The 13,993-nt window shown below is 61.3% G+C and carries 10 protein-coding genes and 1 pseudogene; 4 read left to right on the top strand and 7 right to left on the bottom strand.

Annotated elements, in window-relative coordinates:
* Positions 1-19 precede the first annotated feature (19 nt).
* From ACT009_RS14600 to ACT009_RS14570, 7 genes are all read right to left on the bottom strand, one after another.
* Positions 20-1,291 (bottom strand): sugar transferase, encoded by a 1,272-nt coding sequence (locus tag ACT009_RS14600; RefSeq protein ID WP_445191786.1) that lies wholly within the window; start codon positions 1,289-1,291, stop codon positions 20-22.
* A gap of 113 nt (positions 1,292-1,404) precedes the next feature.
* The gene (locus ACT009_RS14595) at positions 1,405-2,613 is read right to left on the bottom strand and encodes a hypothetical protein (protein WP_445191785.1); all 1,209 of its coding nucleotides are present in this window, start codon (positions 2,611-2,613) and stop codon (positions 1,405-1,407) included.
* A gap of 4 nt (positions 2,614-2,617) precedes the next feature.
* A complete protein-coding gene (locus ACT009_RS14590) occupies positions 2,618-4,729 on the bottom strand; it encodes a GumC family protein (RefSeq protein ID WP_445191784.1) in 2,112 nt (703 codons plus the stop codon).
* Between the two features lie 108 nt (positions 4,730-4,837).
* Complete coding sequence (locus tag ACT009_RS14585; RefSeq protein WP_445191783.1) at positions 4,838-5,545, bottom strand: polysaccharide biosynthesis/export family protein; 708 nt, start codon at positions 5,543-5,545, stop codon at positions 4,838-4,840.
* 43 nt (positions 5,546-5,588) lie between these two features.
* Positions 5,589-6,950, bottom strand: coding sequence for an O-antigen ligase family protein (locus ACT009_RS14580; RefSeq protein WP_445191782.1), 1,362 nt, complete (start codon positions 6,948-6,950; stop codon positions 5,589-5,591).
* Between the two features lie 318 nt (positions 6,951-7,268).
* A complete protein-coding gene (locus ACT009_RS14575) occupies positions 7,269-7,367 on the bottom strand; it encodes a ribbon-helix-helix domain-containing protein (RefSeq protein ID WP_445194111.1) in 99 nt (32 codons plus the stop codon).
* 189 nt (positions 7,368-7,556) lie between these two features.
* A complete protein-coding gene (locus ACT009_RS14570; RefSeq protein ID WP_445191781.1) occupies positions 7,557-8,693 on the bottom strand; it encodes an aryl-sulfate sulfotransferase in 1,137 nt (378 codons plus the stop codon).
* A 1,318-nt stretch (positions 8,694-10,011) separates the two neighbouring features.
* Between ACT009_RS14570 and ACT009_RS14565 the strand changes: the two genes are divergently transcribed.
* From ACT009_RS14565 to ACT009_RS14550, 4 genes and pseudogenes are all read left to right on the top strand, one after another.
* A complete protein-coding gene (locus ACT009_RS14565; RefSeq protein ID WP_445191780.1) occupies positions 10,012-10,509 on the top strand; it encodes an HGGxSTG domain-containing protein in 498 nt (165 codons plus the stop codon).
* A 758-nt stretch (positions 10,510-11,267) separates the two neighbouring features.
* Positions 11,268-12,691, top strand: a pseudogene (locus ACT009_RS14560) (IS1182 family transposase).
* Between the two features lie 206 nt (positions 12,692-12,897).
* Positions 12,898-13,524, top strand: a complete 627-nt coding sequence (locus ACT009_RS14555; protein WP_445194110.1) for a tyrosine-type recombinase/integrase — start codon at positions 12,898-12,900, stop codon at positions 13,522-13,524.
* Positions 13,525-13,559: 35 nt separating this feature from the next.
* Positions 13,560-13,943: a DUF3768 domain-containing protein gene (locus tag ACT009_RS14550; RefSeq protein ID WP_445191779.1), complete on the top strand. Its 384-nt coding sequence runs from the start codon at positions 13,560-13,562 to the stop codon at positions 13,941-13,943.
* Positions 13,944-13,993: the final 50 nt, after the last annotated feature.

Genomic DNA, 13,993 nt, shown 5'->3' with positions numbered 1-13,993 from the left:
CGCAATATCCCCCGATGATCTATTTCGAACCGAAGCCGCTGATCATCGTCCTGATCGTGCGCACGACGATCAGCATGTCGATCCACAACGAAAAGTGCTTGATGTAATAGAAGTCGTAATGGAGCTTGCTCCGGACGTCATCTACCTCGGCGACATGCCCCTGACTGACCTGGGCCCATCCGGCGATGCCGGGTCGTACGATGTGGCGGTACCGATAGAACGGGATTTCGCTTTCATACCATTGGGATAGCACGACCACTTCGGGGCGCGGCCCAATCCAGCTCATCTCGCCACGCAGCACGTTGATGAGCTGCGGGAGCTCGTCGATGCGAGATTTTCGCAAGAAACGGCCGAGCCGAAAGATGCGCTGGTCGTCGCTCTGCGTCATCGCTAGCTGGCGACTGTCCCCGGCCTCGGGCGGGGCCATGCGCATGGAACGAAACTTGAATAGGGTAAAGGGCTGTCCGCGATACCCGATGCGCGTCTGCCGGAACAGCGCCGGGCCGGGCGAACCTGCCTTGATGGCGATCGCCAGCACAAGAAAGGCTGGCATTAGCAGAACGCCGACCGCCGCAGCGACGATCCAGTCGATCCAATGCTTCAGCGCCATGTACGCTGATACCGGAGACAGCGAGCCGAAGCTGTTCTCGGACAGGTGCTCCAGCTCGACCCGCCCGGTCAGCGATTCCACCAGATGCTTGAAATGATAGACCGGAACGCCCGCAAGCGCAAAGTCGGTCAGCTTCCGATCCCACTCGTCGGGCAGGTCCTGCCGGAGATCGGTCGTGATCGCATCGAGATTCAAGATCTGGCCTGCGTCCGGCTCGACCGGGATCCACTGAACGCCGGACATGGCGGGAAAGACGTGCCGTGCGTCCATCGCGACCACGCCAATCCGTAGCGACTGGCGTCGGCGCAGCACGCCCATGACGTAATAGAACCATAGCAAGCTGAGCGCATAACCTGCGAATAGCAGCAGGCGATTGTATTCGATGCGGCTCAGGATGAAGACCATCGCCAGGACACCATAGGTCACTGAAAAGGAAGGAAGAATGTATGTGCTCGCCTCCGTTCCGGGATAGGTGGTAATGCTGCGGAACAGCCAGGTTCCCGTGAAAATCGCGACAATGCTGCCGGCCAGCGTCAGGTGCAGCGGAACAAGATAAGGATCTGGCCCCAGAGTCAGCCAGCGAGCGATATAGGGCAACATCGCCGCGACAAGGAGACAGCCCCCCAGCTGGTAGCGCCACCGATAAAGCGGATCCGGACTAAAGGTCTTGACTGCGAACATGCGGGCAATTGTCCTGATCCGGCGCCGCCACAGCGATGCTGCAAATCCGACCTTCTCCGTTGATATGCCGCTTGCCGGCAGGATGGCTCGCGAGCCTTAGCGACGCCGTTCCGTTATTGCAACGCCGTCGCCCCGGGTGTCCGGATCAGTGTCAGGTTCCTAAGCGCCCCGGCAAGGGGCGCTTCCGAACCACCGGGATCGAGGGCGACATCGAGCGACTGGCTCGTGCAGCCGGCAGGAATGGAAAAGCGCAGCTCCTGTCGCGGCCGGCCCGCAGCGCCGGCTAGTTCGACCCGTCCGATCCTGTTCGCCCCCGGCACACAGACGACGTCTATGGTCGAGGTGCCAAGCGTGCCACCCTCGTCCGGCGATGCATCGAACGCCAGGGTCCAGTTGCCCGACGAGAGGACTAGCCGCTGACGCGCTACCGTCCCGCCCGCTCCGCTTCGGGCCTCCACCCGCATCTCCCCGCCCCCAGGGGCAGCCAGAATTTCCGAATGGGCATCACCCGTGTCGATCGTCTGCCAGTCGAACACGGTCGGCTGCTCGACCGTGCGCGTAAACCGCCCGTTGCGCACCGTCGCGTCCGTCATGTCCGACCCAGCCTGGCCATAGAGCGACCGGGCCTGCGTGACCTCGCCCATCTCCACCAGCCGCTGCACGACGATGGCCAGAGGTCCCGGGGGGATGGCATTCCCGGCAGCGCGGATATCGCCGAGCAGCGCCGCGGCACTCACCACCTTGGTCGAACGGGCCGCGAGATAGTCGAGAAAACTGTCCTTCCACGGTGCGCCAGATACGAGCAGCCGCGTCAGCGAACGGCGGACGGCAGGATCAGCACTGGCCTCGGCCAACACCGGAAACAGCACCGTCGGCGTTGTGCGGCCGACACGCAGCGCCACATCGTAATGGTGCAATGCCCCATTGATATCGCCGCGCTGCACGGCCGTCTCGATCGCGAACATCTGCGTCGGCAGATCCCGCCGCGACATCTGTTGCGAATAGCGCATCAGCGCCTCGGCTCGTGCGGCATCTCCTTGCTGCGCAAGTGCCAGACCCAAAACACTAGCCGCCGCAGCACTGGTCGGATCGCGCTGCAGCGCGCGCCCGGCCAGCGCCGCGGCCGCGCCGGGATCGGCTGCAACCCGGTCGCCGGCCAACGCCGTCAATGCCAGCGCGTTGCCGGGTGCGAGCCGTACGGCCTGTGCAGGATCGGCACGTCGCCCGGTCACCGCCATGCTGTAAACGACGCTTTGCCAAGCAAGAACGGCAAGTCCTCCAAGAAGAATAGCATGGGCACTGCGCTGCGCCGCCGTGCCCATGTCCCTACGCATCGTCACGAGCCCGACCATAGTCATAGCCATATTCGTAACCGAGATTGGAACGCCGCGCCTCGAACTTGGTGAGTACAGCACCGACCACATGGGCACCGGCATCATCCATCCGGTCAAGCGCCGATCGGACCTGGCGGGAACGGACACCATGCGATTCCACCACGTACACGACCGCTTCGACGCGGTTGCCGATCAGCGGCGCGTCGGCCAGCCCCATAACCGGAGGGGAGTCCAGGACCACATGGTCGAACACTTCCAGCAACCGGTTGAGCAACGTTCCCAGTCGCTCGCTGGTCAGGAGCTCGGCCGCGTTGGGCGGCAAGGGGCCAGCAGTCATGGCGGTGAAGCCATACTGCGGCACATCGACCAGCAATGGATCGATAGCGTCCTCACCGGACAGATAATTGCTCAACCCGCGCTCATGGTCCTGGCCAAGAAAGTGGTGGACCGATGGCGAGCGCATGTCCGCATCGACCAGCACCACCTTGCGGCCGCTTCGCGCCAGAGTGGTGGCAAGCGACAATGCGGTGGTGGACTTGCCCTCGGCCGGCCGCGTGCTGGTAACCGACAGCGTGCGCGGGACACCATGATCGGTCGCGAAACGGAGATTGGCCTGGATAGCGAGATAGGCATCAAACAGAGCGGACTTGCGATCATGCAGCGCGGTGGCCGGCTCCACGCCTTGCGCACGCGGTACGGTGCCCAGTAGCGATACGTTAAGCCGCTGCTTGAACTCGGCGGGTTCCATGATTGATTCGTCGACATGGTCGAGCAGCAAGGAGAGACCGGCACCGACCAGCGTGCCCAGCACTAGCGACAGGAAGAGGTTGAGCATCAGCCGCGGGCTGGAGCGGCGGTCGGGCGTGGTGGCCGCATCGACGATGGCGATGTTGTTGACGCCGACGCCGCCCGTGATACCGATTTCCTTGTAGCGCTGGAGGAGCCCGTCATAAAGGGCACGGTTGGTGTCGACCTCACGCTGATAGATATTGTACTGAATGCTGCGACGACGAAGATCCAGTAAGCCATTCTTTAGCGCTTCAACTTGGTTCGACAGCCGGCGCTCGCGTTCTGCCGCCCCCTGGTATTCGGATCCCAACGATCCCGAGATCCGGCTTTCCTCGCGCGACAGGCTGCGGTCGATCTGGTCAAGCTGCGAGCGCAGCGCACGCGCCGCGGGATAGTCCGGTTCGAACTGCGTCATCATCTTCTGATAGTCTGCGGCCAGCTCGGCACGCCGCGAGCGCAGCGTGTTGATGGCGACGTTATCCAGCGCCTCGGTCGATTCGCCGCCGCGCGCGCGAAGCTGGTCATAGCGCGACTGGACGCGGATGCGCTCGGCCGTAGCCTTGGACAGCTCTCCGTTCAGCATAGCCAGATTCTCGGCGACGATAGAGCGCTCCGCACGGCTGTCACTCGGCCCTCCGGTGGTCGGCAGGTTAATGATGCGCTGGCTGGACGCATAGGTAACAAGCTGCCGCTCCGAATCCTCCAGCCGACGCCGCAGCTGCTCCAGCCGGTTTTCCAGGAAGTTGCGGGCATAGGAAGATGCCCCATAACGGCGCTGCAACGTCGCCTGGATGAAGTTCTCGGCCCAGGAATTGGCAATGCGCGCAGACAGCGCGGCATCGGGAGTCGTCACCGACACGTCGACCAGGCGCGACAGACGCGTCGGATTAACGCTGACGTTCTTCAACAGCGCCTCGCCTACCAGGCGGGTGCGGACGGCGCGATCGCCTGGGGCGAACCGGCCGTTGCGCGGCATCTCGACACCATGGGCGGCCGGATCGATCCCGAACATTTCGAAAAAGGCGGGACTGTCGTCCAACTTCAGCTTGGTCGCAACGCGCTCGGCCAGCGAACGCGAGCGCAGCAGGCCATATTGCGTCTGATAGAATTCCTGATCCGCATCGCTGGCCTCCTGCTCAACGCCCTGGAGGTTGACGATCTTGTTTGATTCGCGCGCGATCTCGATTTGGGTCGTTGCGGTGAATTTGGGAGTCATCAGCAGCGTGATGAGAAGGCCAACCACCAGGAAGCCCAGAATAGTTCCCGCGATAACGAACTTCCACCGCTTGGCGATACGTAGATATTCCAGCGCCATAGGCGGCGTTTCGCGCGCCGACTGGGCAGCACGACGATCAACTAGGCTACTGATCATGTCATGACCTGCATGGGCCACGCGCTCAGGTCGATTCATACCAAGCAAGCCTTACTGGATGATCGCAACGAGCGGGGCCGCAATCAGCGGCGCCGTGGACACGATGTCGCGGAACATGCGCCGTGTCGGAGAGTCTCCGACGATCACGACATCGTTAGCGAAAATGGCGGGATCGCCATAGGCGCCGCGGCGGATGGCGGCGAGGTTGTACAGGCCGGCCATACGCTGGTTCCTGACCGTACGCAGGATCACCACGTCCTCCAGGTTGCCGAACTCCGCCAATCCCTGCGCCGAGGCGATCGCGCGCATCAATGTGGTCTGGTTAGTGACCGGATAGAGGCCGGGCTGTTTAACCTCGCCGTCGACCGTCACGACCTGGCTCACCGAGGTGCGGATGTTGACGGTGACATCGGGATTGCGAACATACCGGCCACGCAGCATCCGGGCGATCTGTGCGCCCAACTCCACCGGTGTCTTGCCCCGCGCGTCGATTTGACCGATCAGCGGCATGGCGATCTGACCCCCCAGATCAACCTGCAGTTCCTTGCTCAGCTCGGGAACGTTGAACACTTCTACCATGATTACATCAAGCGGTCCGATCAGACTGGCGCGCTCGGCTGCGGCGAAATCGCCGCGCACCGGTTCCGGTAACGCAGTCTGGTCCACCACGGTCAATCCGGGCACGGACCGCAGCGGCTCAGTATACGTGCATGCGCCGACCATAAGGGCAACGGCAAATGCGACCAATATCAAACGCATCAACAAAGCTCGATCCGGAGTGAGGCTCGCGCTATAGGAGCAGCTATCCGTCAGGTAAAGCGACACTCTTCTGGGCAGCGTCACGATCCGGGCCGTCCTGGCGTAAATAGTCCAGCGCCGCAGCTACCTGGAATATTAGTGCTGCGACGACGACCATGATCAGCGGCGTACGCACAGGATAGTCGACCGCGCTCGCGCCCACTGTCAGCACCAGGGCAATTATTGCAGCCCGACCACGTACGACCATCCCGCGGGTACCGCGATGCCGCCACAATTTCACACCGGCATAGCCCAACCAGGTCAAGCTGGCTGCCAGCAGGATTGCACCGGCCAAGCCCCCTTCCAGAACAACCTGAATCAGGTCGTCATGCGCCTGGTTGAAATAGGTGGGCTCGAGCAGGGAAAAGGGTTCGGCCCGCCGGAACGCAGGGTCAAAGGTGCCAAACCCGGTGCCGACGGGGAAATAGGATGCGATCATGTCGAGCACGGTGGGAAGCGCTCGCGCCCTCTTGTCGCTGAGCGGATTGGCCGCGACGAACCGGGTGAGTGACTCACTGCGGCCGAGCAGCAGAACAAGGGCGAGCACGGTGCCCCCTACCCCGGCGACCGCTCCCCCGACGATCAGGGGCATGCGCCCGCTCCGGCGCGACGGCCTGTACCAGCTCCAAGATACCGCTACGGCACCAGCCAGACCGCATGCTCCTAGGATCAATCCGGCGCGAGATCCCATCGCGAGCAGCGCCACGAGGATCAGCAGCAGCGCCACACCTGCGCTCCATCGTGCCGCTGCGCCGCGCATGTCGCCACGCCGCACATCCTCCCAAGCCGCCAGTAGCGGGATACCTATCGCGAGCAGCAGCGCCTGATGATTTCGGTTGGCAAACAATCCCGATGCGGTTTCCCGCCACTGCACTTGGTACAGCGCATCGAGTCCTGCGGCGCCGGTCGTGAGTTGGATCAGGCCGACCAGCAGCGACGTGCCGATGACCGAGAGCAGGATGGGCCACAACCATCGCTGGTGCCGCGCGTCGAGAGCGGCAACGCCGTACAACGCTGCGATAGGTACCGTGAGCGCGAGCAGGCTGTTGACGGTAAGATCCGGTGCAATCGAGATCGGACGCCATGGCTGAGCAAATCCAGCGATCGCCGGCAACGCTGCGAAGGCGTCCCGGCCAGGCAGCGCAGTCCATACTTCAGGCGGAAGCGGGACTAGTTGCACCGCCACCAACGCCACCGACAAAAGCAACAGGACCGCGGGCGGGCGAAGGGCGCTGGGCGCATGAAGAGGCCGGAAGGTGGCTGCCGCGATCACCAGGATTGCGGCCAAACGGACGGGGATCTGCACCATCCTGTCGTACCGGCTGGAACCGCCGAAGAAGGTCACGACCACGACATAGGCAAGCATGGCAACGACCATAACATACCCGCTGCGAGACAGGGTTGGCCGGTTGCCGACGCGGCGACGCTTGCCGGAAAGTTTGGATCGGATAGCGATCAATTTTTTTGTCCGCTCTTCACCCTTTTACGCGCGGTCATCGCGCCCGGCTTGCAACACATGGTGTTCAGGTCGTTGGATACGTGTGCGCGCCTTATAGAACCGGCATGCTGCTCGTCCAGCATGTCCGCACCAGCGGGCGCCGCAGCTCATGCCGCTCGTAAAACAACGCCAAGGCTCGCCCAGACTGATATGTCGAACTGTCGCCACGTCGACCCAATACCACCCCTAGCTTCTCAATCGACTTTCGCCGTGCTTACGCAGGACATCGTCAAACGCTTCGGCCATCAGCGCCTGCAGACTGCGGCCCTGCCGGCGGGCGAGCATGTGCATCGCTAGAAGTCGGCTGGATTGCGGGGTCGCCGAGGGCGGCACCCCTGTGCTTCCGGTCGTGCTGATCGAAGCCGATGCCGGACGGGGCTCGTGTCGTGATGTTGCGCGACGATCCGGCAAGCGCGAGCATTGCGGCGGGTCGACTAGGTACTCGGAACGACAGCTCGCCTAAGTTATGCGTCATCACTGCCATGTGACCCCAGGATACAGGCTCGTCAGCCGATAACCCCTATAAATGAACTTACCGTTCAAATCCGTAAGCGACCATACGAGAGCGTGGGCGTCGTCCGGTGTAACCTCCTGAACCACACCGCCAGTAGGTACCCCTGACAGAGCATACTCAATGTTCCCATTTCCTAGGATCTCAGCGTTGCCCCCGAAAATACTATAGAGAGCAGTTGGCACGATCACACGTGAGACAATCGTCGCTGTACGCGCCTGCTCGTCAAGCCGGAACTCAGGTATGGTGGTGTAGCAGGGGTTATCCGCTCCGGAACCACAAACGGTTCCGTTCGGCGCCGGTCGTAGATTGCCGTTGTCCATGAGCAGCAAGTTGAATATACCAGCAGAGGTCTTGCCGGTAAAGAACGGAAAGTGTTGTGCGTATTCCCAATCAGTGGGGTTGCGGCCGTTGGTCAGTGTGAAGTCGCCTCCAGCACCCAATCTCCAAAGTAGGGAGCCATCCCCTGCACCATTGCGGTAGTTTACCTTAACAACCCAGTGTTGGTGGCGCATCGACACGAGAAAATTGCCATCGGTTGGTGAGTAAGTGACGGCGTTCGCATGGGTCCAATCAGCTTTGTCAAATGGATGACGGCTCGTATCGAGATGATCAAACGAATTCCAAACAAATACAGGATTTAGTTGATCGTCGAGGTCAACCACCACGTCGCCGAGTACGGGCGCACCATCGACAGTCTGCGTGGTATTCGAAAGGAGAAGCCAGTGACCGTTTGGGAGGACCTCCACGTGATGATGGAACTGGTCCAACACCACGTTGAAGCCACGCGACGCGAGCTTTCGATTTAGCTCAGAGACACTAATTTGCCGGATTGTGTTACCGGCTAGATCGAACTCACGAACGATCCCCTTATCGCGATCAACAATTCCGGCAAGCGGCGCGTCGGAACGAGATGCGAAGGCAGCGATGAAGTGACCGTTTGCCATCTGCTGCATGCCTCCGATCGAAACCGTCGGGTCATGGTCTGGCCACGTATAATACCAGACAAGTTTGCCTTCTAAATCCACTGCATACGGGTACTCAGGACCACCCGCTGGCTCGATCATTACGACGCCCGGCGACGGGATCCGGCCCGGCATCGTCTCTGCCTTGAGGTTAAGGCTTGCTAGAACGGGAGGAGGCGCCCCGGTTGTGAAAGTCGCATCCGGCGTAAATTCTATTGAGCCATCAGCGTCCGTTATCTTCGCTCTCATATGGTAAGTTGCATTTGGCCCCATGCCCGCAACCAGGAGATCCGCTACCCCGCCGTTAGACCCTACGACCTCTGAAGAGGACCTGCCGTAACTCGTACTGGAGCCGAATTGGACGACGACCTTAGCGCCACTTGGCAAGCCGGCCACCATAAAGCGGGCGACGAGCGGATTGATCGTTGAACTCACAGCAGCTGATGGAGCGGCAATCTCAGTTGCAGGCCTCGGCTCTTCGTCAGAATTTCCGCAGCTCGACAGGATTAGCAGAGCAGACGCGCCGCAGACTGCCTTCCAAGCTCGAACCACTGTCATGAAAGCCCCGCGCCACTAAGTCTCTGTGAGGCGAGGACATTAGAGCGCTGTAGCATTCTTGCAACGAAGAAGTCTTTCGATGATCGGCCTGGTGCAGGGCCGGCCAGGATCCATCCGTGAGGCTCACGGCACGACTGGAAACGGTTGGATGTGAGCGCCCTTTTTCCCCAGTGGCGCGCTACATACAACCAGCACACGCGGTCGTGATGCCCCCTAACGACTAAGTCACGCTGCTTCGTGCACCCGATCTTTTTGCTTTGGCGTAAACTTTCACACGTCGGCCGTGAAGGACAGATCGTTCAAGGACGCTGGACACTCGCGCGGCAAACCGATCTACCCCTGGGAGAATGCTTCGGCCCCGAATTGAGCGAGGGAAATTCTTTGAGCGTCGATAATACTTAGTCGACGCAAGCCCGTGTACAACAACCAACTTATAAAATAAAGATGCTGCCTCGTTGCAGCATCTATTATGGATCGTGTTGGCGTACGCAAATATGTTCCGCCGTATTGCCTATCGTTATAGATGGCGCATAATATGGCGCAACTCTGTTCCGGCAGGTGAACATCGGCGCCAGTGCGCGCAGGCGGAAGGGATAATCATGGCGAGACGACCAGTACCGCCTGACGGCAGCATGAAGCCGAACAACGTGATGACGTTGAAGCAAACCGCCGAGGAGACCGGCGCACAGGTAATGGCGCGCAATCAAATCGAGCTGCCTCTTCGGCATGCAGTCACCGCTTCTGCGTTTGCTAATAAGGTACTCGGCAAACCTTCGAGACACCCGGGCTTCAGGATTATATCGATCAAATTCGAGCGGCGCTCAAGAAGGCAGAGGTGGGAGATCTTACCATCGCAAGCCGCCTACTCGCATCGCATGCGACGACACTCGACAGCATGTTCACCGAGCTAGCGCCGCGAGCAGCGACAAACATGGGTGAGTACCCGGAGGCGAGCGAGCGGTACGGCCGCCTCGCCTTCAAGGCCCAGAGCAACTGCCGCACGACATTGAACGCGCTCGCGAAGCTGCACCAACCGCGGGAGCAGACGGTGCGCCACGTTCACGTCAGCGAAGGGGGGCGGGCGATTGTGGCCGATCACTTCCACAAGCACGAAGGAAGCCCTGTTGATGCGCACAATGACGAACAATGCGATGCAACCCGAGGTGCTGGCGACTGCGCCTCATGCCTTACCCGGACCCGCAAGCGAACGGAGTGCCAGTCCCCGGCCGTCAGCGGAAAGCGGCGGTGCAGGATGCACGGCGGGACTAACCTGGGGCCGCCACTCGGCGACCGCAATGCACGCAAGCACGGCGGGCGATCGGCAGCGGCAATCCAGGCAGCGCGCTACCTACGGATGATCGCTTGCATCGTTCGCGACGATGATGTGTATTGAGCCGCGATGGCGACCTATCGCGGTCATAGCGAACCGGTATAGACCGTCGTGACATTGCAGTGTCCCGTCGCTAGTGTCGTGACACGATGATCACATTCAGACCTGGCAAGAGGCGAAACGCACTCTCCGCGGCGTTGGTCCTGGCCAGCATCGGCGCTTCTGCGCAGGCAGCGGCGATAATCGATGGTACCGTAGCAGCTGCGTCCGGCAAGTGCAGCGACCGATTCGCAGTCGCTACTCAGCGGGGTTACACCATCTTCATCTGGTATGGCGGTGAAGAGCCTCGTTTGGGCGCAAAAACATCCGGCACGCTCGAGAACTATGGTCCTGCCTATATAACGCTTGATGGACGTCGAAGTCAGGTCTTCATCTTAGAATATCTTATTCCGTCAGCCGCTCTCCGAGACCGTTTAGCTAAGGCGTGCTAATTAGCTTATTTAAAGAGCTGGCGGTCGTGACATATCAATGCCGTCCGACGCGTGTGTTTCTTGATGTGCGCAACCCACCAGTTGCCATCTCCAAATCATGGTATGAAGCACCGCATTCTGATCGCCGTTCTTGTCGCGCTGCTCGTTAGCATTTCAGCAGGTTGGGCTGGTCGAGGCGTCAATGCGAGTGACCGTTGTTTGGATCGCGGTGGTGCTTGAGATGCCGACCTGGACGCGTGCAACTCGCCAATCCCAAACGGCAGCTAACCACCGAGGCTGTGTGAAAACGAGCTGATGTGGTAGAGTTCTGGCGCTGGTGGAGGTGCTGGAATGAGCCGTTTCATCGAGGGGAGCGACCGCCGGGAAAGGCTGCTGCTGCCGGACTGCATCGACGATTACGTGACCGGGGACAGCCCGGTTCGGGTGGTCGACATGTTCGTGGACGAGTTGGACTTGAGCGCGTTGGGCTTTGGCGCAGCAGCCGCGACGGGGCGACCGGGTTATCATCCGGCAACCATGCTCAAGCTCTACGTCTACGGTTACCTCAACCAGGTGCAGTCGAGCCGGCGGCTGGAGCGCGAGGCGGGCCGCAACGTCGAATGCATGTGGCTCACAGGCAAGCTCGCTCCTGACTTCAAGGCTCTCCTGAGCTTGTCGAAGGGACCATCGCCGACTTCCGCCGTGACCATGGTGCGGCGATACAGGCGGCCTGCCGACGCTTTGTCCTGGTCTGCCGCAACCTGGGTCTCATCGCAGGCGGCACGGTGGCAGTGGACGGCAGTCGGCTGCGGGGGGTGAATGCGCGCGACCGGAACTTCACGCCTGTCACGATCCGGCGCCGGACGGAGCAGGTCGATGCCAGCATCCAGCGCTATCTCGGCATGCTCGACACTGCCGACCGGCAGGAGGGCGACGCGTCCGGGTTGCGCACCGCGCGGCTGACGACACGGCTCGCCGCCCTGCGCCAACAGATGCGCGATCTGGAAGCGATGGAAGAGGCGGTGATGGCTGCGCCCGACCGGCAGATCTCGCTGACCGACCCGGATGCGCGCGCAATGGCGTCGGCGGGAGGCGGCACGGGCCTTGTCGGCTACAACCTTCAGGCAGCGGTCGACGCGGACACCCACATCGTCGTGGCGCACGAAGTGATCAATTTTGGCCACGACCGCACGTCGCTGGCGAGCATGGGGAAACAGGCGCGCGATGCGACCGGCGCCGATACGCTCACCGTGCTGGCCGATCGCGGCTACTTCTCGGGCCCGGAGGTGCTGGCCTGCGCGAAGGCCGGTGTCGTGGCGATCTGCCCCAAGCCACTAACCTCGGGCGCCAAGGCCGAGGGGCGCTTCGGCAAGCAGGACTTCGTCTACCAACCCGATACCGATACCTATCGCTGCCCGGCCGGCGAGACCCTGACCAGGCGCTTCTCCAGCCTCGAACATGGGCTGACGCTCCATGGCTATGCGACGCCCGCCTGCCGCTCCCGCTGCGCTGTAAAGGCGAACTGCACCGCCGGCATCGAGCGGCGTATCAAGCGATGGGAGCATGAAGAGGTGGTCGAGGCCATGCAGGTCCGGCTCGACCGCTGGCCCGATGCCATGCGTGTGCGACGACGAACGGTGGAGCACGTTTTCGGCACGCTGAAAGACTGGATGGGACGAAGCCACTTCAAGACACGAAGGCTCGGGAACGTCGCGACCGAGGCCAGCCTCCACATCCTTGGCGTACCAGGACTGATAGCTGCGATGCAGGGCTGAACGACCAACCCTGCGCGCATCGTCCAGCCAACGCACAAAGCCGTTTCCACACGGCCTCCACCAAAACACGCCATTATGAAGCTCGGGCGTCAGGCCAGGAAGATGCGGCTGCAAGCAGGTAGATCTACGTCGCGGGTAGCGCGTGAATCGCCCAAAGCCATATCGACCAATTTAGCTTGACATTTATGGCCGTATCGGCCATACTGATGGTGCCAGCAGTGACTGGCCATCCACAAAAGCGAGAACCTCACATGCCACGCCAACGCGCACGCGTTCTGGTGCCAGGAGACGTGTGTCGCCTCCTCGACCATGTCGCGCACCGACGATATCCTGATCGCGATCGAGTGATCATCCTCTTGAGCTTCAACGCCGGGCTACGTGCTTGTGAGATCGCTGGCATTGGCTGGACTATGGTGCTCGACACTGACGACCGAGTTGGTGAGACAGCCACGATAAGCGGCAGCATCTCCAAGGGCGGGGTCGGCCGAGCAGTGCCGCTTTCGACTCCGCTGCGCACCGCACTGAAGCAGCTGCACAAGGTAAGCGATCGACCGTCTGTCGGGCCGGTGATCCGGTCCGAACGCGGTTGCCACATGACGCCACGCAGCATCGTCAATTGGTTCGCCAGCACATACCAGGAGCTGGGATTGGTCGGCTGCTCCTCACACTCGGGACGACGCACCTTCATCACCCGGGCTGCACGGCTCGTGGCCAAAACTGGTGGATCGCTGCGCGATGTCCAGGAGCTAGCCGGGCATCGATCACTGACGACGACCGAACGCTACATCGAGGGCGACCGCGCTGCGCAGCGCCGACTAATCCGCCTGATCTGAACTCCACAACATCAACAGCAGAAAGGATTGCGACCATGCCGGTTAGCGAAGAAAGAGGCTATGCCGAAAACCAGGCGCGTGTCGCTGAGCTGAAGGCTCGAGCGACCCAAATACGGCGCCTCAACGACGAATTTCGAAAGGGCCGCGTTGGCGGTATGGTCGTTATCACGCCAGGCATTCGTGCCTTTCCACCTGAGCGATTGGCTAAGGCCCTGCAGGAGGTTCAAGCCTTCACGAGCTTCAACGAGAGCAACGATCCATACGGCGAGCATGATTTTGGTTCGATAGAAGTTGGTCACCATCGCGTGTTCTGGAAGATCGATTGCTACGACAAAACATTGGAGTTTGGGTCGCCTAATCCCACCGATCCGGATGTGACCAGGCGAGTGCTGACGATCATGCTCGCGGAAGAATACTAAGTGTCGCCGCGGCTTCGCTTGGCTCAGGCAGCAGAGGCGCTGACGCCACT

This window comes from Sphingomonas sp. Tas61C01, assembly GCF_052567495.1.
Note: the sequence above shows the minus strand (reverse complement) of the source record. Positions and strands in the feature narration are given on the sequence as shown.